20 protein-coding genes are annotated in these 22,807 nt (G+C 67.3%); 16 read left to right on the top strand and 4 right to left on the bottom strand.

Annotation, left to right across the window (positions count from 1 at the left end):
• Positions 1-9: 9 nt before the first annotated feature.
• A complete protein-coding gene (locus DN387_RS19295; RefSeq protein ID WP_054916111.1) occupies positions 10-897 on the bottom strand; it encodes an SDR family oxidoreductase in 888 nt (295 codons plus the stop codon).
• Between the two features lie 113 nt (positions 898-1,010).
• Here DN387_RS19295 and DN387_RS19300 point away from each other — a divergent pair, with 113 nt between their 5' ends.
• The 16 genes from DN387_RS19300 to DN387_RS19375 all read left to right on the top strand — a co-directional run bounded on the left by DN387_RS19300 (position 1,011) and on the right by DN387_RS19375 (position 17,399).
• Positions 1,011-1,988: a LysR family transcriptional regulator gene (locus DN387_RS19300; protein ID WP_082405775.1), complete on the top strand. Its 978-nt coding sequence runs from the start codon at positions 1,011-1,013 to the stop codon at positions 1,986-1,988.
• A 42-nt stretch (positions 1,989-2,030) separates the two neighbouring features.
• On the top strand, positions 2,031-2,735 hold the full coding sequence (locus tag DN387_RS19305; RefSeq protein ID WP_054916135.1) for a GntR family transcriptional regulator: 705 nt from the start codon (positions 2,031-2,033) through the stop codon (positions 2,733-2,735).
• Positions 2,736-2,887: 152 nt separating this feature from the next.
• The gene (locus tag DN387_RS19310) at positions 2,888-3,820 is read left to right on the top strand and encodes a 4-hydroxyproline epimerase (protein ID WP_054916112.1); all 933 of its coding nucleotides are present in this window, start codon (positions 2,888-2,890) and stop codon (positions 3,818-3,820) included.
• Positions 3,817-4,932 carry an FAD-binding oxidoreductase gene (locus DN387_RS19315; protein WP_054916113.1) on the top strand — a complete coding sequence of 372 codons (1,116 nt, stop codon included), beginning with the start codon at positions 3,817-3,819 and terminating at the stop codon, positions 4,930-4,932. The genes DN387_RS19310 and DN387_RS19315 overlap by 4 nt, the downstream gene beginning before the upstream one ends.
• Complete coding sequence (locus tag DN387_RS19320; RefSeq protein WP_043861063.1) at positions 4,925-5,161, top strand: 2Fe-2S iron-sulfur cluster-binding protein; 237 nt, start codon at positions 4,925-4,927, stop codon at positions 5,159-5,161. The genes DN387_RS19315 and DN387_RS19320 overlap by 8 nt, the downstream gene beginning before the upstream one ends.
• Positions 5,158-6,414 (top strand): FAD/NAD(P)-binding oxidoreductase, encoded by a 1,257-nt coding sequence (locus tag DN387_RS19325; protein WP_054916114.1) that lies wholly within the window; start codon positions 5,158-5,160, stop codon positions 6,412-6,414. Before DN387_RS19320 ends, DN387_RS19325 begins: the two co-directional genes overlap by 4 nt.
• A gap of 74 nt (positions 6,415-6,488) precedes the next feature.
• A complete protein-coding gene (locus DN387_RS19330; protein ID WP_043861061.1) occupies positions 6,489-7,238 on the top strand; it encodes an AraC family transcriptional regulator in 750 nt (249 codons plus the stop codon).
• Between the two features lie 248 nt (positions 7,239-7,486).
• Entirely contained in the window at positions 7,487-8,305 is an 819-nt protein-coding gene (locus tag DN387_RS19335; RefSeq protein WP_043861060.1) for a transporter substrate-binding domain-containing protein, read from the top strand.
• A 10-nt stretch (positions 8,306-8,315) separates the two neighbouring features.
• Entirely contained in the window at positions 8,316-10,097 is a 1,782-nt protein-coding gene (locus DN387_RS19340; RefSeq protein ID WP_054916115.1) for an aconitase X, read from the top strand.
• Entirely contained in the window at positions 10,090-10,755 is a 666-nt protein-coding gene (locus tag DN387_RS19345; protein WP_043861058.1) for an amino acid ABC transporter permease, read from the top strand. The genes DN387_RS19340 and DN387_RS19345 overlap by 8 nt, the downstream gene beginning before the upstream one ends.
• Positions 10,756-10,765: 10 nt before the next feature.
• Complete coding sequence (locus DN387_RS19350; protein WP_043861057.1) at positions 10,766-11,416, top strand: amino acid ABC transporter permease; 651 nt, start codon at positions 10,766-10,768, stop codon at positions 11,414-11,416.
• Positions 11,409-12,131 carry an amino acid ABC transporter ATP-binding protein gene (locus DN387_RS19355; RefSeq protein WP_054916116.1) on the top strand — a complete coding sequence of 241 codons (723 nt, stop codon included), beginning with the start codon at positions 11,409-11,411 and terminating at the stop codon, positions 12,129-12,131. Before DN387_RS19350 ends, DN387_RS19355 begins: the two co-directional genes overlap by 8 nt.
• A gap of 116 nt (positions 12,132-12,247) precedes the next feature.
• Positions 12,248-13,276, top strand: a complete 1,029-nt coding sequence (locus tag DN387_RS19360) for a proline racemase family protein (protein WP_054916117.1) — start codon at positions 12,248-12,250, stop codon at positions 13,274-13,276.
• Between the two features lie 124 nt (positions 13,277-13,400).
• The gene (locus DN387_RS19365) at positions 13,401-14,318 is read left to right on the top strand and encodes a dihydrodipicolinate synthase family protein (RefSeq protein ID WP_054916118.1); all 918 of its coding nucleotides are present in this window, start codon (positions 13,401-13,403) and stop codon (positions 14,316-14,318) included.
• Between the two features lie 81 nt (positions 14,319-14,399).
• Complete coding sequence (gene abaF / locus DN387_RS19370) at positions 14,400-15,791, top strand: fosfomycin efflux MFS transporter AbaF (RefSeq protein ID WP_054916119.1); 1,392 nt, start codon at positions 14,400-14,402, stop codon at positions 15,789-15,791.
• Between the two features lie 27 nt (positions 15,792-15,818).
• Positions 15,819-17,399, top strand: a complete 1,581-nt coding sequence (locus tag DN387_RS19375; protein ID WP_054916120.1) for an aldehyde dehydrogenase (NADP(+)) — start codon at positions 15,819-15,821, stop codon at positions 17,397-17,399.
• Between the two features lie 115 nt (positions 17,400-17,514).
• Here the strand turns inward: DN387_RS19375 and DN387_RS19380 are convergent, their stop codons facing one another.
• The 3 genes from DN387_RS19380 to DN387_RS19390 all read right to left on the bottom strand — a co-directional run bounded on the left by DN387_RS19380 (position 17,515) and on the right by DN387_RS19390 (position 22,798).
• The gene (locus DN387_RS19380) at positions 17,515-18,522 is read right to left on the bottom strand and encodes an Ldh family oxidoreductase (protein WP_054916121.1); all 1,008 of its coding nucleotides are present in this window, start codon (positions 18,520-18,522) and stop codon (positions 17,515-17,517) included.
• A gap of 218 nt (positions 18,523-18,740) precedes the next feature.
• Positions 18,741-20,576 (bottom strand): NAD(P)/FAD-dependent oxidoreductase, encoded by a 1,836-nt coding sequence (locus DN387_RS19385; RefSeq protein WP_054916122.1) that lies wholly within the window; start codon positions 20,574-20,576, stop codon positions 18,741-18,743.
• A 149-nt stretch (positions 20,577-20,725) separates the two neighbouring features.
• Positions 20,726-22,798 carry a PQQ-dependent dehydrogenase, methanol/ethanol family gene (locus tag DN387_RS19390; protein ID WP_054916123.1) on the bottom strand — a complete coding sequence of 691 codons (2,073 nt, stop codon included), beginning with the start codon at positions 22,796-22,798 and terminating at the stop codon, positions 20,726-20,728.
• Positions 22,799-22,807: the final 9 nt, after the last annotated feature.

The following is a 22,807-nucleotide window of genomic DNA, read 5'->3' on the forward strand; positions in this document are numbered from 1 at the left end:
TGTATTCGTTCAGTAGGCGAATGCAGCCCGGTGCTTGCGCACGAAATCCACCCAGCGCACCGGCTCGCGGCCGGTGATGGCCTGGAAGTTGTCGAACACCTGGTCGACCCCGGGGATGGTGCCGGCGGCCATGCGCGTGAAGTTGTCGTGCACGCAGCTCATGTAGGCCATCTCGGCGCCGGCGGCGCGCATGTTTTCGAGAAACACGTCGGGTGATTGCGCGTCATAGCGAAACGGCTGGCCGAGTACCTCGCTCATCACCTGTGCCACCTCGTCGTAGGACTTCACGTCGTAGCCCAGGCGGTAGGTCTGCCCGGCATGGCGCTGCGGGTGCAGCAGGGCCTGCGCCGCCACCCGCGCCACGTCTTCGCCGTCGACCCAGCTGAACCGCGTGTGGCCGGTGTACTGTTCGATCACGCCGTTGCGCACGGCCTGGGTGCCGTCGTAGCTGAGCAGGTTCTGCATGAAGCACTCCGGGCGCAGGTGGGTGAAGCTGAAGCCGCACCATTGCACATAGCGCTCCACGAACTGGTGCCATGCCCAGTGGCCGATGGTGGCGTCGTCGTCGCCACAGGCCCCCAGGTGCACCACGTGCTGCACCCCGGCGTGGCGTGCGCGGTCGAGAAAGGCCTTGCTCTGGCGCAGCATGTCGACGCTGTAGCCGGTCACCAGCAGCACCCGGTCGACGCCCTGCAGGGCCGGCGCCAGGGTGTGCTCGTGGTCGAAGTCCATGATCACCGTGCGGATGCCACGGGCCTCGAAGGGCTGCGCCTTGGCCGGCGAACGCACGGCGGCCACCAGTTCGATGGTGTCGTCGCCTTGCAGAAAGCGCAGGGTGTCGCCGCCGATCTGGCCGGTGGCGCCGGTGATGAGGACGGTGGGCTTGGTGTCGTGCATGCTCGCAACCTGTTGTGCAGTAGAGGTCGAATCAGGCTACTCGGGAACAAACGGCGTATTGGCGATATGTTTTACCGGGTAAAGTGACTGCAATTCATCAATGGGGTGGGCACATGTATTCTTCGGAACGCCTCAAGGGCATCGACGTGTTCGTCTGCGTGGCCGACCTGGGCAGCTTCAAGGCCGCGGCCGAGCGCCTTAACCTGACCGGCTCGGCAGTCAGCAAGAGCGTCGCGCGGCTCGAGGCGCGGCTGCACACGCGCCTGTTGGCACGCACAACACGGCGCGTGGCGCTGACCGAAGCCGGGGCGGCGTTCTATCGCACCTGCACCGGCGTGCTGGCCGAACTAGAAGAGGCAGAGCTGGCGCTGAGCACCCAAGACGCCGAGCCACGCGGCCGGGTACGCATCGACCTGCCGGCGGCCTTCGGGCGCCTGCACGGGCTGCCGGCGATTCTGGCCTGCGTGCGCGAGCATGCGCTGCTGATGCCGCACGTGACCTTCTCCGACCGCTTCGTGGACCCGGTCGAGGCCGGCATCGACCTGTTCGTGCGCATCGGCGGGCCGCAAAGCTGGCCGGCGGCGGTGGGGCACCATTACCTGGGCTCGCAGCGCGTGGTGTTCTGCGCCGCCCCCGCGTACCTGGAGCGCCATGGCGAGCCCGGCAACGAGCTCGAACTGGAACGCCACAGCTGCATCGTGTACGGGCTCAATGACGGCATGGTCGGCCCGTGGCACTTCCCTACCGCCCGCCCCGGGCATACCGAGCGTCGGATCATGCCGGCACGCATGGCGGTGGGCGATGCCGAGGGCCAGGTGGCCGCGGTGCTGGCCGGGCATGGCATCGCACAGCTGCCGACCTGGCTGATTCGTCGTCAGCTGGAAGACGGCAGCCTGGTGCAGGTGCTGGCGCCGCTGGCCACCGACGGCCTGCCGATTCACCTGGCGTGGCTCAAGAGCCGGCAGGCGCAGCCCAAGGTCGCGACGCTGCTGACGCACCTGCGCCAGTGCCTGTCGGAGGACGGTTTCGAGCCGCCGTCGCCGTCATCGTGTGGCAACGCGTCGCGCTCCCGGGCGAACGTTTCCAGATAATTCGTATACCATATCCCTAAATCCCCTCGAATGATTGCCACCGTGAACCTACCCAAACTCAACGCGCCGGACCTGGGCAACACGCCCTCCACGTCCGAGATCATCACCCGGCACCTGCGCGATGCCATCGTGGCCGGGCACTTCGACGAAGACGAGCCGATTCGCCAGGACGACATCGCGCGCCAGTTCAACGTCAGCAAGATCCCGGTGCGCGAGGCGCTCAAGCGGCTTGAGGCCGAGGGGCTGGTGATGTTCCAGCGCAACCGGGGGGCGATGGTCACGCGCTTGTCGGACTTCGAGCTGGCGCAAATGTTCGAGGTGCGCATGTTGCTGGAGGACAAGGTGTTGCGCCTGGCCATCCCGAACATGACCGAGGCCACGTTCAAACAGGCCGAGCGCATCTGCCAGGAGTTCATTGGCGAGAACGACGTGGGGCGCTGGGCGCAGTTGAACTGGGAGTTGCATGCGTGCCTGTACGAGCCGGCGCAGCGACCGTTTCTGGTGAGCATGATCCGTTCGGTGAACGACAAGCTGGAGCGGTACCTGCGCATGCAGATGAGCCTGTCGGCGGGCAAGGAGCGTGCCGACCACGAACACCGCGAGATCCTCGATGCATGCCGGGCGGGTGATGTGGAGCGCGCGGTGGGCTTGCTGGATGAGCATATTGCGGGGGTGTGCGAGACCTTGCTGGAGCACTTGCCGATGGCCAAGCCCCACCCCGGTCTGGAGCCGGGCCAACAGGGCTGACCACTCAAATCCCCCAGGCCATGGCGCGTTGCAACAGTTCGGACAGGTCATGGCCCTATGCCGATTTCGTCATCCACACCGCGCAATTCCATCAAGACGCCACCCCCCACCAACCGCCACCCTTGCGTCCATACCCCCAACGGACGCGCCCCATGAAACGCATCACCGTGATCGACTCCCACACCGGCGGCGAACCCACGCGCCTGGTCACCGCAGGCTTCCCCGACCTGGGCCACGGCAGCATGGCCGAACGCAGGCAACAGCTGGCCGAACACCACGATCAGTGGCGCGCCGCCTGCATGCTCGAACCCCGCGGCAATGATGTGCTGGTGGGCGCACTGCTCTGCGAACCGGTCGACCCCAGCGCCTGCGCCGGGGTGATCTTCTTCAACAACACCGGCTACCTGGGCATGTGCGGCCACGGCACCATCGGCCTGGTGATCTCGCTGGCCCACCTGGGCAGGATCGGCCCCGGCACCCACACCCTCGAAACCCCCGTGGGCAACGTGCAAGCCACCCTGCACGACGACCACTCGGTCAGCGTGCGCAATGTACCCGCCTACCGCTATCGCCACGCCGTCAGCGTGCAGGTGCCCGGCATCGGCGAAGTGACCGGCGATATCGCCTGGGGCGGCAACTGGTTCTTCCTGGTGGCCGAGCACGGCCTGCGTATCAGCGGCGACAACCTCGACGCGCTCACCGCCTACACCGTGGCCGTGCAGCAGGCCCTGGAAGATCAGGGCCTGCGCGGCGAGGACGGCGGCCTGATCGATCACGTCGAGCTGTTCGCCGACGACCCCGACGCAGACAGCCGCAACTTCGTGCTGTGCCCCGGCAAGGCCTATGATCGCTCGCCCTGCGGCACCGGCACCAGCGCCAAGCTGGCGTGCCTGGCCGCCGACGGCAAGCTGCAACCGGGCCAGATCTGGCGCCAGGCCAGCGTGATCGGCAGCCAGTTCGAAGGCTCGTTCGAAACCGCAGGCGATCGCATCGTGCCGACCATTCGCGGCCGCGCGCATATCAGCGCCGAAGCCACGCTGATCATCGAGCAGGACGACCCGTTCGCCTGGGGCATCCGCCTGTGACCCAGGGCCTGGCCGCCGATGTGATCGTGGTGGGCGCCGGCATCATCGGCGCGGCCTGCGCCCAGGCCCTGGCCCGGCGCGGCCTCGACGTGCTGGTGCTGGATGCCGGGCTGCCCGGCGCCACCGCCGCCGGCATGGGCCACCTGCTGGTGCTGGACGACAACCCCGCCGAACTGGCCCTGAGCCAATACTCGCTGCAACGCTGGCGCGACATTGCGCGCAACCTGCCCGAAGGCTGCGCCTACCGCAGCAACGGCACCCTGTGGCTGGCCGCCAACGCTGAAGAAATGGCCGTGGCCGAGCACAAGCACGCCAACCTGCGCGCCCATGGGGTGATCTGCCAGCTGGTCGGCGCACCTCGATTGCGCGAACGCGAACCGTTGCTGCGCGAAGGGCTGGAGGGCGGCCTGCTGATCGAGGACGACGGCATTCTGTATGCCCCGGCCACCGCACGCTGGATGCTCGACCAGCCGCGCATTAGCCAGCGCCAGGCACGGGTCGCCGAGGTGGATGGCGCCCGCGTGCGCCTGGACGACGGACAGTGGCTGGCCGCCACGGCCGTGGTGCTGGCCAACGGTATCCAGGCCACCGAACTGTGCCCCGAACTGCCGATACAACCCAAGAAGGGCCACCTGCTGATCACCGACCGCTACCCCGGCCAGGTCACCCACACCCTGGTGGAACTGGGCTACGTGACCAGTGCGCACAACGCCAGCGGCCCGTCGGCCGCGTGCAATATCCAGCCGCGCCCTACCGGCCAGCTGTTCATCGGTGCCTCACGCCAGTTCGGCACTACCGACCCGCAGGTGGAAGGCTGGATGCTTGCCAGGATGCTCAAGCGCGCCACCGAATACGTGCCGGCGCTGGCCCAGCTCAATGCGATTCGCGCCTGGACCGGCTTTCGCGCCGCCAGCCCCGACGGCCTGCCGCTGGTGGGCCAGCACCCGCAACGCCCCGGCCTGTGGCTGGCGGTGGGGCATGAAGGGCTGGGCGTGACCACGGCCCCGGCCACCGCCGACCTGCTGGTGGCGCAACTGTTCGACGAACACCCGCCCCTGGCCGCACAGGCCTACCTGCCACAGCGTTTTCTCGGAGAACCGACCCATGCCTGAACTGACCCTGGACGGACGTGCCCTGCGCGTGGCCGAAGGCACCAGCGTGGCCGCTGCACTGGCCCTGGCTGGCGACGGCTGCACGCGTACCTCGGTGAGCGGCCAGCGCCGCGCACCGTTGTGCGGCATGGGTATCTGCCAGGAATGCCGGGTGAGCATCGACGGCCGGCGCCGCCTGGCCTGCCAGACCCTGTGCCGCGACGGCATGCAGGTGGAGACCCGCGCATGAGCGCCCGTGCCGACGTACTGATCATCGGCGCCGGCCCGGCCGGCCTCAATGCCGCACTGGCCGCTGCCCCCAGCGGTGCACGCATCGTGCTGCTGGACGACAACCCCTGGCCCGGCGGGCAGATCTGGCGCGACGGCCCGCAGGCCAGCGTGCCGGCGCAGGCACAGCGCCTGCGCGAGCACGTGGGCGCCTTGAACAATGTGCAGCACCACCCGCAGACCCGCGTGATCGCCGCCACCGGCCCGCGCCAGTTGCTGGTGGAAGACGCCGAGCGCGGCTGGGTGATCGACTACGACACGCTGATCCTGTGCACCGGCGCACGCGAACTGCTGTTGCCCTTCCCCGGCTGGACCCTGCCCGGCGTGACCGGTGCCGGTGGCCTGCAGGCACTGGTCAAGGGCGGCCTGCCGGTGCGCGACCAGCGCGTGGTGATCGCCGGCAGCGGCCCGCTGCTGCTGGCCAGCGCTGCCACGGCGCGGCACAACGGCGCGCAGGTGGTAGGCGTTGCCGAACAGGCAACCCGCGGCGCGGTGGCGGGTTTTGCCGCACAACTGCCGCGCTGGCCAAACAAGCTGCTGCAAGCGTTCGGCCTGTTCGACCGCCACTACCGCACCGACAGCCATGTGGTGGAGGCACTCGGCACCGAGCGCCTCGAAGGCGTGCGCCTGCGCCAGCACGGCAAGCTGGTCGAGCTGGCCTGCGAGCGCCTGGCCTGCGGCTTCGGCCTGATTCCCAACAGCCAGCTCGGCCAGGCCCTGGGCTGCACACTCCACGGCCAGGCGCTGGCCGTGGACGCGTGGCAGGCCACCAGTGCGCCGGGCCTGTTCGCGGCGGGGGAATGCACCGGTTTTGGTGGCAGCGAACTGGCGCTGGTGGAGGGCACCATTGCCGGGCTGGCGGCCGTGGGCGACCGCCAGGGCGCCGCCCGCCACTGGCCGCAGCGAGCGCGCTGGCAGGGCTTCGCCAAGGCGCTCAACCACGCCTTCGCCCTCGCCCCGCAGCTCAAGCAACTGGCCCGCCCCGATACCCTGGTATGCCGCTGCGAGGACGTGCCCTACAGCAAGCTCGCCGGCCAGCGTGACTGGCGCGAGGCCAAGCTGAGCAGCCGCTGCGGCATGGGTGCCTGCCAGGGCCGGGTGTGCGGCGCCGCAGCGCAGCACCTGTTCGGCTGGCAGCCCTCGGCGCCGCGCCCGCCGTTCAGCCCGGCGCGCATCGAGACCCTGCTGTGCCTGGACGACACCCCGCCCGCATGAAACGCACCCCGGGGCTTTCGAGGCGGGCGCCGGATCTCTATGATCCCGAAGGTGCCCACCAGACCGTCAGCGCCATGTACGTATCGCTCAACAGCTTTCAGCCCTGCGACCTGCCCAGCCTGCTGAGCAGCCTGCAGCCGATCGCGCCGCTGCTCGATACGCTGAGCGACGTGGTGTTCTTCATCAAGGACACCCAGGCCCGCTACGCCTTCGTCAACCACACCCTGGCGCGGCGCTGCGGCTTCAGGCACAGCCACGAGCTGCTGGGGCTGACCGCCGACAGCGTGTTCCCCGAACGCTTCGGCCCGCTGTACACCGCGCAGGACCGCCGCGTGCTCGACAGCGGCCGCGAGCTGGCCGACCAGCTCGAACTGCACCTGTACTTCGGCAACCAGCCGGTGTGGTGCCTGACCCACAAGCTGGCACTGTTCGACACCCAGGGCCAGATCGTCGGCCTGGCCGGCATCTCCCGCGACCTGCAGGCGCCCCAGGCCAGCCACCCCGGCTTCGATCGCCTGGCGGCGGTGGATGCGCACATTCGCGAGCACTTCGCACGGCCCGTGAGCCTGGCCGAGCTGACCGCGATTGCCGGGTTGTCTGCCGCGCAGCTGGAGCGCAACTGCAAGCGTGTGTTCCAGCTCACCCCGCGCCAGATGATCCACAAGGTGCGCCTTGAAGAAGCCTCGCGACTGCTGCACCACAGCGACCTGCCGATCACCGAGATCGCCCTGCGCTGCGGCTACACCGACCACAGCGCGTTCAGCCGCCAGTTCCGCGCCCTCACCAGCCTGTCGCCAAGCCAGTACCGCGATACCCGCCGCTAGACGCGGTGTGTTCCTTTAGGGTGCGCCGCCGCACCCACTGCTCCCATATGTAACACCGCCGGCACCGGGCAGCGTTTCCTGCGCACCGCCCGCCTGCCCTGCCGGATTCAACGCAAGTCCTCTGGCTCAAGGGCCGCACAGCAATTGCATCGCCCGGGCAAAAACAGGCACGCGCATTGCTATAAAAATATCGTATACGAAATTCACAATACGCCCGCTACCAGCACCTTCCGACAAACGAGGCTTCCATGAAAAACCCCGCTTTTGTTGTAGCTCTCAGCGCTGTGCTCAGTACCTCCTTCATCGCCACCGCCCAGGCCGACAAGCTCGATGACATCATCGGCTCCGGCAAGCTGCGCTGCGCCGTGACCCTGGACTTCCCGCCCATGGGCTTTCGCGACGACGCCAACAAGCCGGCCGGCTTCGACGTCGACTACTGCAACGACCTGGCGAAGGTCCTCGGGGTAGATGCCGAGATCGTCGAGACGCCGTTCCCGGACCGTATCCCGGCGCTGGTCTCGGGGCGGGCCGACGTGATCGTGGCGTCCACCTCCGACACCCTGGAGCGGGCCAAGACGGTCGGCCTCACGGTGCCCTACTTTGCCTTCCAGATGGTCGTGCTGACCCGCGACAACACCGGCATCAACAGCTTCGACGACATCAAGGGCAAGGCCCTGGGCAACACCAGCGGCACCTATGAAGCCATCGCGCTGGAGAAGGACGTGAAGCAGTGGGGCAGCGGCAGTTTCCGCGCCTACCAGTCGCAGAACGACACCATCCTGGCCGTGGCCCAGGGGCACATCGATGCCACCGTGGTGACCAACACCGTGGCCGCCGCCACGCTCAAGTCGGGCAAGTACAAGAACCTGAAGATCGCCGGCAACGCACCCTACGTGATCGACTACGTGTCGCTGGGGGCCAAGCGCAACGAGTACGGCCTGCTCAACTACCTCAACCTGTTCGTCAACCAGCAGGTACGTAGCGGCCGCTACAACGAGCTGTTCGTCAAATGGGTAGGCACCGATATCCCGCCGACCGACCTGACCGTGCCGAAGGTCTACTACTGAGGTGCCCGGCATGCCCAGCCCTTCCACTGCCCTGAACGGGCGTAGCCTGGTCGATGGCGCGGCCAGTGGCGAGTTGCTGTTCGCCGACATCGGCCTGAGTTTCTGGGGCGGTGTCGACGCCTTCAGCGGCGAGGTCATCGACCGCCATCACCCGCTCAGCGGCGCACACCTGGCCGGCCGCGTGCTGGCCATTCCCAGCGGGCGCGGCTCGTGCACCGGCAGCAGTGTGATGATGGAGCTGATCAGCAACGGCCATGCACCGGCGGCACTGGTGCTGGCCGAGCCGGATGAGATCCTGACCCTGGGCGTGCTGGTGGCGCAGTTGCTGTTCGGGCGCTCGCTGCCGGTGCTGTGCATCGGCCAGCAGGCCTTTGCCGCCCTGCGCGGCAAGGCCTTCGCGCAGGTGCAGGGCGAGCGCCTGGTGCTGTTCGACCAGGCCCCCGCCGAGGCGCTGCCGGCAGCCCCGGCCAGCTCGCCGGCGGCGACGCGCCCGACCACCCTCACCCTTACCGACCACGACCAGGCCTTGCTCGCGGGCGACCTGGGCAAGGCCGCGCAGGTGGCGATGCAGATCGTGCTGCGCATGGCCGAGCTGCAGGGCGCACACAGCCTGGTGGACATCAGCCAGGCGCATATCGACGGCTGCATCTACACCGGCCCCGCCAGCCTGCGCTTTGCGCAGCAGCTGGTGCAGTGGGGCGCCAGGGTGCGGGTGCCGACCACCCTCAACTCGATTTCCGTGGACCAGCGCCGCTGGCGCGAACTGGGTATCGACGCGGCGCTGGGCGAACCTGCCAGTGCGCTGGGCGATGCCTACATGGCGATGGGTGCGCAGATGAGCTTTACCTGCGCCCCCTACCTGCTCGACAGCGCGCCGAAGCTCGGCGAGCAGATCGTGTGGGCCGAGTCCAACGCCGTGGTGTACGCCAACAGCGTGCTCGGCGCGCGTACCCTGAAATACCCCGACTACCTGGATATCTGCATCGCCCTGACCGGCCGCGCGCCGCTGATCGGCTGCCACCTGGAGGCCCAGCGCAAGGCGCGGGTGCAGATCGACCTGCCGGCGCTGACCCAACTGGACGATGCGTTCTACCCGCTGCTGGGCTATCACATCGGCGCCATGGTCGGCAGCCGGATCCCGCTGGTGACAGGGCTGGAGCGTTTTGCCCCGACCCACGACGACCTCAAGGCCTTCGGCGCCGCGTTCGCCACCACCTCGGCGGCGCCGCTGTTCCATATCGCCGGGGTCACCCCCGAAGCGCTGGACCCGGCCCAGGCGGTCAGCGCGGGCGAGGTGCTGCCGGTAAAACGCATTGCCCTGGCCGACCTGCTGGTGAGCTGGCGCGAGCTGAACAGTGCCCGTGACAGCCAGGTGGACCTGGTGTCGCTGGGCAACCCGCACTTCTCCCTGGGCGAGTTCGCGCACCTGGCACAGCTGTGCCGCGGGCGCACACGCAACCCGGCGGTCAGCCTGGTGATCACCTGCGGCCGTGCGGTGCTGGAGCAGGCCCGTGACGCCGGCCACCTTGCCCCGATCGAAGCCTTCGGCGCGGTGCTGGTGACCGACACCTGCTGGTGCATGCTCGGCGAGCCGGTGATCCCGCCCGCCGCCCGCACACTGATGACCAACTCGGGCAAATACGCCCATTACGCCCCCGGGCTGGCGGGCCGGGCGGTGCATTTCGCCAGCCTTGGCGAGTGCGTCGAGGCCGCCTGCACCGGCAGCGCCAGCGGTCGCCTGCCGGCCTGGCTGCAACCGGCCGCCCCACAGGAGAGCCCCGCGCATGTTTGACTACACCTTCCAATGGCGCTCGGCCCTGCGCGCCCTGCCCGACATGCTGGCCGGTGCCTGGGTCACCTTCGAGACCGCCGCGCTGTCGATGATCTTCGGCGTGCTGATCGCCCTGGCCTTGACCGTGATGCGTGAAGCGCAGCAGCCGGTGTTGCGCGGCATCGGCAATGCCTGGGTATCGATTGCGCGCAACACCCCTTCGCTGTTCCAGATCTACATCCTGTACTTCGGGCTTGGCTCGCTGGGGCTGCACGTGAGTTCGTGGTTCGCACTGCTGGCCGGCATCACCTTCAACAACGCCGGGTACCTGGCGGAGAACTTTCGCGGCGGGCTCAAGGCAGTGCCGACCACGCAGATGCGCGCGGCACGCTCGCTGGGCATGAGCGCGTTCCAGGCCTACCGCATGATCATCGTGCCGCAGTTGCTGCGGGTGGTGTTCTACCCCTTGAGCAACCAGATGGTGTGGGCGGTGCTGATGACCTCGCTGGGGGTGATCGTGGGGCTCAACAACGACCTCACCGGCGTGACCCAGGACTACAACGTCAAGACCTTCCGCACCTTCGAGTACTTCGCCATTGCAGCGGTGCTGTATTACCTGATCGCCAAGCTGATCGTCGCGGTGGCCCGGCTGATGGCCTGGCGGCTGTTCCGTTACTGAGGAGCTGTCCATGTTTTCTACAAGCTTTACCTGGAACGACATGCTGTTCCTGCTCGACGGGGCCTGGGTCACCCTGCAGCTGACCTTCTGGTCGATCATGCTGGGCTCGGTGGCCGGGCTGGTGTTCGGCCTGCTGCGTGCGCTGCTGCCACGCGCCAGCCTGCCGCTGGCCTGGGTGCTGGATGTGTTTCGCAGCGTGCCGCTGCTGATCCAGTTCGTGCTGTTCAACTCGTTCAAGAGCATCGTGGGCCTGAACATCAGCGCCTTCAGCGTGGGCTGCATCGTGCTGGGGGTGTACGCCGCGGCGTACTTCACCGAGATCGTGCGCAGCGGTGTGCTGGCGGTGCCGCCCAGCGTGCGCCGGGCCAGCCGGTCGCTGGGCCTGAGCTACCTGCAGGACCTGCGCTGGATCGTGCTGCCGATGGCCTCGCGGGTGGCCTTTCCGGGCTGGCTGAACCTGGTGCTGAGCGTGATGAAGGACACCGCGCTGGTGATGTGGATCGGCATCGTCGAATTGCTGCGCGCCTCCCAGACCATCGTCACGCGGATTCAGGAACCCCTGCTGGTGCTGTGCATCGCGGGCCTCATCTATTACGTCATGAGCCTGGTGGTCGCACGCCTGGGCGCCCGACTGGAAAGAAGGTGGCAAGAAAATGATTGAGATCGACAACGTACACAAATCCTTCGGCGACCTGGAAGTGGTCAAGGGCGTGAGCCTGACGGTGAACAAGGGCGAGGTGGTGTCGATCATCGGCGGTTCGGGCTCGGGCAAGTCGACCCTGCTGATGTGCATCAACGGCCTGGAGCCGATCCAGAAGGGCAGCATTCGCGTGGACGGCATCGAGGTGCACAACCGCGCCACCGACCTCAACCGCCTGCGCCAGAAGATCGGCATCGTGTTCCAGCAATGGAATGCCTTCCCGCACCTGACGGTGCTGGAGAACGTGATGCTGGCGCCGCGCAAGGTACTGGGCAAGAGCCGCGAGGAAGCCGAGGCACTGGCGATCCAGCAGCTGACCCACGTGGGGCTGGGCGACAAGTTCAAGACCTTCCCCGGCAAGTTGTCCGGTGGTCAGCAGCAGCGCATGGCGATTGCCCGGGCGCTGGCGATGTCGCCGGACTACATGCTGTTCGACGAGGCCACCTCGGCGCTCGATCCGCAACTGGTGGGCGAAGTGCTGGACACCATGCGCATGCTTGCCGAAGACGGCATGACCATGGTGCTGGTGACCCACGAGATCCGCTTTGCGCGGGATGTGTCGGACCGGGTGGCGTTCTTTCGCAACGGGCTGGTGCACGAGATCGGCTCGCCGGACCAGGTGATCGGCAACCCGCAGCAGCCGGAGACGGCGGCGTTTCTCAAGTCAGTGAAGTAACCAGGGGCCTCATCGCGGGTCAAGCCCGCTCCCACACAGATCAGCCCATACCCTGTGGGAGCGGGCTTGACCCGCGATGGGCTGCGCAGCAGCCCCAATCAATCAGGAGCCAGGCAATGCGTTCATCAAAGGTGATTCATGTAGTCAGCTGCCACGCCGAAGGCGAGGTCGGCGATGTGATTGTCGGTGGCGTCGCGCCGCCACCGGGCGACACCCTGTGGGAACAGTCGCGCTGGATCGCGCAGGACGACACCCTGCGCAATTTCGTGCTCAACGAACCGCGTGGCGGCGTGTTCCGCCACGTCAACCTGCTGGTGCCGCCCAAGAACCCGGCCGCGCAGATGGGCTGGATCATCATGGAGCCGGCCGACACCCCGCCGATGTCCGGCTCCAACTCGCTGTGCGTGGCCACGGTGTTGCTCGACAGCGGCATCCTGCCGATGACCGAGCCGCAGACCCGCCTGGTGCTCGAAGCCCCCGGCGGCCTGATCGAGGCCGTGGCCGAATGCCGGGACGGCAAGGTGCAGCGCGTGGAGGTCAGGAACGTGCCCTCCTTCGCCGACCGCCTGGACGCCTGGATCGAGGTCGAGGGCGTGGGCTCGCTGCAGGTCGACACCGCCTATGGCGGCGACAGTTTCGCGATTGTCGATGCCCAGCGCCTGGGCTTCGCCATTCGCCCCGACGAGGCCGCCGACCTGGTGGAGGTGGGCCTGAAGATCACCCGCGCCGCCAACGAACAACTGGGTTTTGTGCACCCGCTCAACCCCGGCTGGTCGCATATCTCGTTCTGCCAGATCGCCGCGCCCATCGTGATGGAGAATGGCGTGGCCACCGGTGCCAACGCGGTGGTAATCCAGCCCGGCAAGATCGACCGCTCCCCCACCGGCACCGGCTGTTCGGCGCGCATGGCAGTGTTGCAGGCCAAGGGCCTGATGCAGGTGGGCGAACGCTTCATCGGCCGCTCGATCCTGGGCTCGGAGTTCCACTGTCGCATCGATTCGCTGACCGAAGTGGCCGGGCGCGCCGCCATCTACCCGTGCATTTCGGGGCGTGCCTGGATCACCGGTACCCATCAGTTGCTGCTCGACCCCGCCGACCCGTGGCCACAAGGCTACCGACTGTCGGACACCTGGCCCGGCGCCTGATCGCTAAGCCCTTGATTCACAAACCCTAAGCAAAAAGACCAGCAAAAACCCCGAAATAACGCTGGTCTGCTTCACACACATAAAATATCGTATACGAAATACTAACAACCACCGGAGACAACCAATGAACAAGCGCATCAACTGGAGTGGCGTGTTCCCTGCGGTCACCACCCAATTCAACGACGACTTCTCCATCAACCTGGAAAAAACCCACCAGGTGATTTCCAACGTGATCCGCGACGGCGTGTCGGGCCTGGTGGTGTGCGGCTCGGTGGGCGAGAACACCTCGCTGACGGCCGAAGAAAAGATTGCCGTGACCGAAGTGGCGGTGGATGCCTCGCGTGGGCGTGTTCCGGTGATCTGCGGCGTGGCCGAGTTCACCAGCGTGCAGGCCGCCAAGGTGGCCAACGCGGTGCGCAAGGTGGGCGTGGACGGGGTGATGCTGATGCCGGCACTGGTGTACGGCTCCAAGCCGTTCGAGACCGCCGAGCACTACCGTTACGTGGCCAAGCATGCCGACGTGCCACTGATGGTCTACAACAACCCGCCGATCTACAAAAACGACGTGACCCCGGACATCCTGATTTCCCTGGCCGACTGCGACAACGTGGTGTGCTTCAAGGATTCCTCCGGCGACACCCGTCGTTTCATCGACGTGCGCAACGAGGTGGGTGACCGCTTCGTGCTGTTCGCCGGCCTCGACGACGTGGTGCTCGAAAGCATCGCGGTGGGCGCCGAGGGCTGGGTGTCGGGCATGTCCAACGTGTTCCCCAAGGAGGGCGAGACGATCTTCCGCCTGGCCAAGGCCGGACGCTTTGCCGAGGCCATGCCGATCTACGAGTGGCTGATGCCGATCCTGCACCTGGATGCCCGCGCCGACCTGGTGCAGTGCATCAAGCTGTGTGAAGCCATTGCCGGTCGCGGCAGCGCGCTGACCCGTCCACCGCGCCTGGCCCTGCCAAAGGACGACCGCGAGTTCGTCGAGCAGATCATGGCCAAGGCCCTGGCCAACCGCCCCGAACTGCCGGATGTCGGCCTCTGAGTGAGTGCCGGGTGGGCCTCTCTGCGGGGCCCACCCGGCGCGCCTGTTTTTCTGTCTTGCGCCTGCACAGGAAACGCCAGCATGAGCACTGCACACCCCTCTCCCCGCGCAACCACCGCCCCGGCGGGCCTCAAGCGTGTGGTAGCGGCCGCCATGGCCGGTACCGTCGCCGAATGGTATGAATTCTTTCTCTACGGTACGGCCTCGGCACTGGTGTTCGGCCAGTTGTTCTTTCGCCAGACCGACAGCCCCATCGACGGCATCATCGCCGCCTTCGCCCTTTACGCCGTAGGTTTTCTGGCCCGCCCGCTGGGCGGCCTGGTGTTCGGCCACTATGGCGACAAGTTCGGGCGCAAGCGCCTGTTGCAACTGAGCCTGGTGGTGGTCGGCATCACCACCTTTCTGATGGGCTGCCTGCCCGGTTTCGACAGCATCGGCTACGCCGCGCCCATCCTGCTGGTGCTGCTGCGCCTGATCCAGGGGTTCGCCTTTGGCGGCGAATGGGGCGGCGCGATTTTGCTGGTGTCCGAGCACTGCCCGGACAACCGACGCGGCTTCTGGGCCAGCTGGCCGCAGGCCGGCGTACCGGCGGGCAACCTGCTGGCCACGGTGGCGCTGCTGGCGCTGTCGAGCACCCTGAGCGAGGAGCAGTTCCTGGCCTGGGGCTGGCGCGTGGCGTTCTGGCTGTCGGCACTGGTGGTGCTGATCGGCTACTGGATCCGCACCAGCGTGGATGATGCCCCGATCTTCAAGCAGGCCCAGGCCCGCCAGGCGCAGCACAAGGTGCAGCAACTGGGTGTGGTGGAAGTGCTGCGCCATCACTGGCGTTCGGTACTGGTGGGCATCGGCGCGCGGTTTGCCGAGAACATCCTGTACTACACCGTGGTGACCTTCTCGATCACCTACCTCAAGCTGGTGGTGCACAAGGACACCTCGCAGATTCTGCTGCTGATGTTCGGCGCGCACCTGCTGCACTTCTTCCTGATCCCGCTGATGGGCTACCTGTCCGACCTGGTGGGGCGCAAGCCGGTGTACCTGACCGGTGCGGTGCTGACCGCGTTCTGGGGCTTCGTCGGCTTCCCGATGATGGACACCGGCAACAACTGGCTGATCATGGCGGCGATCACCCTGGGCCTGGCCATCGAGTCGATGACCTATGCGCCCTACTCGGCGCTGATGGCCGAGATGTTCCCCACCCATGTGCGCTACACCGCCTTGTCGCTGTGCTATCAGGTGGCGCCGATTTTCGCCGGCTCCCTGGCACCGCTGATCGCCATCACCCTGCTCAACAAGTACAACAGCTCGACGCCGATTGCCTGGTACCTGGTGGGCGCCGCGGCGATCTCCATCGTCGCCGTCGGCCTGACCCGTGAAACCCGTGGCAAGTCGCTGCACCTGGTCGACGCCGAGTCGGCCGAGCGGGTTGCCGCCAGCACCGACACCGCCAGCGCTCGCGGCAACTCGCTGGCCTGAGCCCAACCCTTTCAACAGGAGGTCTGCATGACCGAGATCATCGGCCACAACTACATCGGCGGTGCGCGCAGCGCCGCCGGCAACATCACCCTGCACAGCCATGACGCCACCACCGACGACGCCCTGCCGTACCGTTTCACCCAGGCCACCGCCGAGGAAGTGGACGCTGCCGCCCGCGCCGCAGCGGCGGCCTACCCGACGTTTCGCAACCTGCCGGCCGGGCGCCGGGCGGAGTTTCTGGAGGCCATAGCCGAGCAGCTGGACGCGCTGGACGATGACTTCGTCGCGCTGGTAACCCGCGAAACAGCCTTGCCCACGGCACGGATCAAGGGCGAGCGCGGCCGCACCAGCGGGCAGATGCGCCTGTTTGCCCAGGTGCTGCGCCGGGGCGACTTCTACGGTGCACGCATCGACCGCGCATTGCCCGAGCGCCAGCCGCTGCCACGGGTGGACCTGCGCCAGTACCGTATCGGCGTGGGGCCGGTGGCGGTGTTCGGCGCCAGCAACTTTCCGCTGGCGTTCTCCACCGCCGGGGGCGATACCGCGGCGGCGCTGGCGGCCGGCTGCCCGGTGGTGTTCAAGGCCCACAGCGGGCACATGGCCACGGCCGAGCACGTGGCCAACGCGATCATTCGCGCCGCCGAGCGCACCGGCATGCCCGAGGGCGTGTTCAACATGATCTATGGCGCCGGGGTGGGCGAGGCGCTGGTCAAGCACCCGGCGATCCAGGCCGTGGGCTTTACCGGCTCGCTCAAGGGCGGGCGCGCGCTGTGCGACATGGCGGCGGCGCGGGCGCAGCCGATCCCGGTGTTTGCCGAAATGAGCAGCATCAACCCGGTGCTGGTGCTGCCGCAGGCGCTGCAGGTGCGCAGCGAGAAAATCGCCACGGAGCTGGCGGCGTCGGTGGTGATGGGCTGCGGGCAGTTCTGTACCAACCCCGGGCTGGTGATCGGGCTGCGCTCGCCGCAGTTTTCGGCGTTTGTTGCGCACTTGGCGGCGACGCTGGGCGAGCAGCCGGCGCAGACCATGCTCAATGCCGGCACCCTGCGCAGTTATGCCAAGGGCGTACAGGCGTTGCAGGCGCACCCTGGGGTGAGCCACCTGGCGGGCCGTGAACAACAGGGCAACCAGGCGCAGCCGCAGCTGTTCAAGGCAGATGTGAGCTTGCTGCTCGACGGTGATGCACTGTTGCAGGAGGAGGTGTTCGGGCCGACCACGGTGGTGGTGGAAGTGGCCGATGCGGATCAGTTGCACAGCGCGCTGGCGAGCCTGCATGGGCAGTTGACCGCCACCCTGATTGCAGAAGCCGACGACCTGGCGCAGTTTGCCCAGGTGCTGCCGCTGCTGGAGCAGAAGGTCGGGCGGGTGCTGTTCAACGGCTACCCGACCGGTGTTGAAGTGTGCGATGCGATGGTGCATGGCGGGCCCTACCCGGCCACCTCGGATGCGCGGGGGACGTCGGTGGGGAGCCTGGCGATCGATCGGTTCCTGCGGCCGGTGTGTTACCAGAACTGCCCGGATGATCTGCTGCCGGCGGCGTTGCAGGATGGCAACCCGCTGGGGATTGTGCGGTTGGTGGAGGGTTGTAGTAGTCGCGAACCGCTCTGACTGATTTGGGGCTGCTTTGCAGCCCATCGCGGGTCAAGCCCGCTCCCACAGGTACACCACTGTGTTCATGGTCAGTGGAGACCCTGTGGGAGCGGGCTTGGCCCGCGATGGGGTTTCAGTTCAGCAATGCCTTGAGGTCGTTGTACAGCGCCTCGGGGATCTGCACGCCCTCCTCCAGGCTGCGCTTGCGCGCCTCGAAGCGGCGCTGTGACGGCAGCCGCGCACCCTGCCCCTCGATGCCCGCAAACACCGCCTCCGCCCGCGCCAGGTGCGCCTCGGCGCCCGCCCCCAGAAACCGCTGCGGGTCCAGCGCGAGGATCAGCTCGCCATGGTACGGCGAGGACTTGCTGCCCGCGTCATAGGCCAGCGACTCGGCACTGGTCAGGTCGCCGATCAGCGGCCCGGCAATCAGCTCGACCATCGCCGCCAGCGCCGAACCCTTGTGCCCACCAAAGGTGAGCATCGCGCCACTGTCGAGCACCACGTTCGGGTCGGTGCTCGGCTGCCCCTGGGCATCCACGCCCCAGCCTTCGGGGATGGCCTTGCCGGCGCGCCGATGCAGCTCGATATCGCCGCGCGCAATCGCGCTGGTGGCAAAGTCGAATACGAACGGGTTGGCGCCCGCACGCGGCCAGCCGAACGCGATGGGGTTGGTGCCGAACACCGGCTGGCTGCCCCCGGCCGGCGCCACCCAGGCATGGCTGGGGTTGCACGCCAGCGCCACCAGGCCGGCCTCGGTCAGTTGTTCGATCTCGACCCACAACGCCGAAAAGTGCACGCAGTGGTTGATGGCCAGGGCCGCGATGCCGTTGCTGCGGGCCTTGGCCTGCAGCATCGGCAAGCCGGCCTGGAACGCCAGCTGCGAGAAGCCGCCAGCAGCATCCACACGCACGATCGAGGGCGCCTGGTCGATCACCTGCGGCTCGGCCGCCGCCGACACCTTGCCGGCCTTGAGCGAGTTCACACAGCCGATCACCCGGTACAGCCCATGGGAGGCGCAGCCATCGCGCTCCCCGGCGACCACCGTGGCCGTCACGGCTGCGGCGTGCGCCGCGTTGAAACCGTTGTGCAGCAGGATCGACTCTGCCAGTTCATGGGCTTGGGTAAGGGTCAGTCGAATCATGGTCAGCTCCTTGGACAGACCGCCCATCGTGCCCCATCGACCGGGGCCGGGCTTGATCGATTCGGACCACGGGCATGACGAACTTGGCACAGTGGCCAACAGCCCCCCACGCACACCCAGGGAAGCTGTTCAGTTTGTAATCAAACTGACGCAGCCCTTGTGGTACGCAGCGTGTAGCGCTTTATCCACAGAGCTACCCACTTTTTTTGTGGATAGCTTCAGCGCAGTTCGACCGGTTGCAGGTCGGCCCAGGATTCCACCGGGCCGGGGTTGCTCGGGTCGCTCGCGCCGCCCAGGCACACGGCAATCTTGTTCACCGCATTGAGTGCGCTGGTAACCGCGCCCTCGGCCCAGCCACCGGTCCAGGACACGTCGTCGCCGGCCAGCACGAAGCCGTAGGGCGTGGCGCTGCCCACCCCGGTCATGAACTGCGCGAAGAGCCTGCGCTGGTAGGCGTACTGCCCGGGCAGGTTCATCTTGAAGGCGCCCAGGTAGTGCGGCTGGTCCTCCCAGTTGAACTCGACGAAGGTGTTGCTGGCACTGTAGTGCGCGGCGAGGTCCACGTTGGGGTAGATGGCCTGCAGCAACGTGGTGCACAGCTGGGCATGCTGCGGCGCCGGCCTGGCGCGGTCGCCCAGGAACTTCAGCGCATCGTCGTTCCAGGTGTACGACAGGAAGATGCCGCTGCCGCGGTAGCCGCTTGGCGCCTGCGCGTAATCGACCAGGTAGGTGCCACGGGTGAGGCCATCGGACAGCGTCACGCTCAGCGTGCGTTCCTGCATCGGCCCCGGTCGTTCGTGCCAGAAGGGCCGCCGGGTGGCCGCGAAGATCTTTGCCGACTGCATGTAGTGGGTATATTTGACGGCCTCCCAGGTCGCGCTGGGCAGCAGCGCGTCCATGGCCTTCAGTTGCTGCACGGTGCCGCTGGCGCGCAGCTTGTCGAGTACCCGCAGGTGCGGGGTGTAGACCACGTGGCCGATGGTCAGCCAGGCGCTGGTATCGCGCTTGAGGTCGTGGACCAGTACCGAGAACTCACCGTTCGCCAGCGGGCTGATATGCCGGACTTCCTGGTTGAACGGCTCGGCAAATACCTGGCGGGTCATCGACTCGACGCTGCTGTCGCCCTGGCCGTTGTCGCAGGGGTCGCCCAACGCAGTGGGCGATTGCGTCCACAGCGCCCTGGGCAGTGCCTCGGCGCCCTGGTACATGAGCCGGTGGCTGGCATCCAGCCCGGTGTACAGCACCCGCAGCACTTCGAGAATGCTGTTGGGGTAGTCGGTGTTCCAGCCACCGGTGCCGAAGCCGATCTGGCCGAACAGGTTGATCTGCTCGCGGCTCCACCCCGACTCCAGCAGCAGGGCCTGATAGAAACTGACGTCGTCCCAGCTGCGGCCGGCGCCGCAGTGGACGATGGCATTCCACAGGCGCTTGATGGCTTTCTGGTCGATGCTGCCTTCGGTCATGGCGGTTTCCAGTTCATGGAAGTAGAACGGCGCGCCCGCCAGAAAGGTGTCGAAGAACTGCTCTTCGAGCTGCAGGTACTCCGGTGGCACGGGGAACACCGGGCTGTCGTGCTCGTAGTACTTCACGCGGCCCTGGTAGTCGACCACGGTGCTGACTGCGGCCGCTGTGCCGGGGTTGGGAAAGTCCGCCGACTGCGCGGTCATGCCCACCTTGTCGAAGTAGTGGAACAGCGCCTTGCCGGATACCGGAAAGCGCATGGCGCCCAGCTCGCAGATAACCTCGGCGCCGGGGTCGCCCATGACCCTGGAATACAGCCGCCCGCCGATGCGCTCGCCGGCCTCCAGCACCACCGGGTGCAGGCCCATCTTCAGCAGTTCGTAGGCCGCCACCAGGCCGGCGATACCGGCGCCGACCACCAGCACCTTGCGGCCCCAGCACTCGGGCGGCACGCGGCACAGCGGCTGGCCGGCGGCACGGGCGGCGGCGAGGTAGTCGGCGTAGTGGAACGGGAAGTCCGGGACCAGCGCGGTCACGTCCTTGTTGCGGGCAAGTGGCGTCCTGCGGGGGCTGCGCGAAGGGATGGCGGACATGGCAGTGGCTCCTGAGGTAGTCGGGTTCTTCCGTTGAGGTCACAAAGACTGCCAGCGATGTGACTTCTTTCAGAAAAGACCAGATCGACCCGGAGCACCAACACGCACCCGACCGGCGGCCTGTGACGTACACAGGCCGCCGGTGCGATTCAAGGTGCGGCTTTGTGGCGCGCCATGTAGTCCTCGTACTCGCGCGACATCACGTAGAGCTTGATCTGCTCGACCTCCTCGGGCTTGAGCGAGTCGTCGAACGACGGCATGCCCAGTGGCTTGAGCGCGCCCTGCAGGACGATCTGCTGGAAGTGCTCGCGGGTGGCGTCGCTGGACTGGCGCAGGTCGGGGATCAAACCGCCGCTGATGGTGCCCATGCCGTGGCACACGCTGCAGAACTGGCCATACAGCTGCTTGCCGGCCTGCACCTGCTCGGGTGCTGCGGTGACGGGCTGGGGCACGCGCTCGACCTTGGCGGGCGCCAGGGGCGGTGGCGGCAACTGCGCCTTGCCATCGAGGGCGAACACCAGCAGGCGGCTGCGGTTCTTCATGCCCGGCAGGTTCATCGACTCGCCGCCGGTCAGGGTGGCCACGCCGCCCCAGCCGGCCATGATCGCCACGTACTGACGCCCGGCCAGTTCGAAGGTCATGGGCGCGGCAACGATGCCGCTTTGCGCCTCGAACTGCCACAGCGCCTCGCCCTTGTCGGCGGAATAGGCATGCATCTGCCCCGCCGCAGTGCCCTGGAACACCAGGTTGCCGGCGGTGCTCAGGGTGCCGCCGTTCCAGTGCGTGGGGTACGGCACCTTCCAGGCGGCCTTCTGCTTGACCGGGTCCCAGGCCAGCAAGGCGCCGCTGACCACGGCGGCCGGCACGTCGGTGGCGTCGGCAAAGCCGGCGGCGGTGTTGAATGCCTTGCGGGTGACGAAGTCCTTGCCTTCGTTGCGGTACACACCGGGCACTTCCTGGTAGGGGATGTACACCAGGCCGGTGCCGGGGTTGAACGACATCGAATGCCAGTTGTGCGCGCCGAAGGGGCTGGGCCACATCACGATGGGCTCTTTTTCGTAGCGCACCCCAGGGGCCTCGACCGGCCGGCCGGTGGCGAGGTCGACCTTCTCGGCCCAGGTGACCTTGCCGAACTTCTCAGCCGAGATCAGCTTGCCGTTGGTGCGGTCGAGCACGTAGAAGAAGCCGTTTTTAGGCGCCTGCATCAGGACCTTGCGCGGTTTGCCGTCGATGTTCAGCTCGGCCAGGGTGATCTGCTGGGTGGCGGTGAAGTCCCAGCTGTCGCCCGGGGTGACCTGGTAGTGCCAGGCCAGCTTGCCGGTGTCGGGGCGGATGGCGAGGATCGACGACAGGTACAGGTTGTCGCCACCGCCCGGGCTGCGCACCTCGCGGTTCCACGGCGAGCCGTTGCCGGTGCCGACGTAGAGCAGGTCCAGCTCGGGGTCGTAGGCCATGCTGTCCCACACCGTGCCGCCACCGCCGAGCTTCCAGTACTGGTCGCCCTGCCAGGTCTTGGCCGCTTCGCGCAGTTCGGGGTGCTCGTAGGGCAGCGCCGGGTCGCCCGGTACGGTGTAGAAGCGCCAGGCCAGTTTGCCGGTGTCGGCGTCATAGGCCGAGACGAAGCCGCGCACGCCGTATTCGGCGCCGCCGTTGCCGATGATGACCTTGCCTTTGACCACCCGTGGCGCGCCGGTGATGCTGTAGGGCTTGGCCGGGTCGGTGGTCTGCTGGCTCCAGATGGCCTTGCCGGTCTTGGCGTCGAGGGCGATCAGACGCCCGTCCAGGGTGCCGACGTAGACCTTGTCGCCCCACAGTGCCACGCCGCGGTTGACCGCGTCGCAGCACGAGGTACGGGCCTTGACCTTGGCCACCTCGGGGTCGTAGCGCCACAGCTCCTTGCCGCTGGCGGCGTCGACCGCGATCACCCGGCTCCAGGACATCGAGGTGTAGATCACCCCGTCGTGGAACAGCGGTGTCGCCTCCAGGCCGCGGGTGTTGTCCAGGTCCATGTACCAGGCCAGGCCCAGTGACCTGACGTTGCTGGCGTCGATCTGTTTGAGCGGGCTGAAGCGTTGTTCGGCATAGGTGCGGCCGTGGCTGAGCCACTCGCCGCCGGCCTGTTCGGTGGCGCGGATGGCGGCCTCGTCCACCCCGGCGGCAAGGGCTGCCAGCGGGGTGGCCAGGCACAGCATCAGCAATGAAGTACGCAAAGGTTTTTTCATGTTCGGTGT

The organism is Pseudomonas sp. FBF18, from assembly GCF_024261405.1.
Classification (GTDB): domain Bacteria; phylum Pseudomonadota; class Gammaproteobacteria; order Pseudomonadales; family Pseudomonadaceae; genus Aquipseudomonas; species Aquipseudomonas palmensis.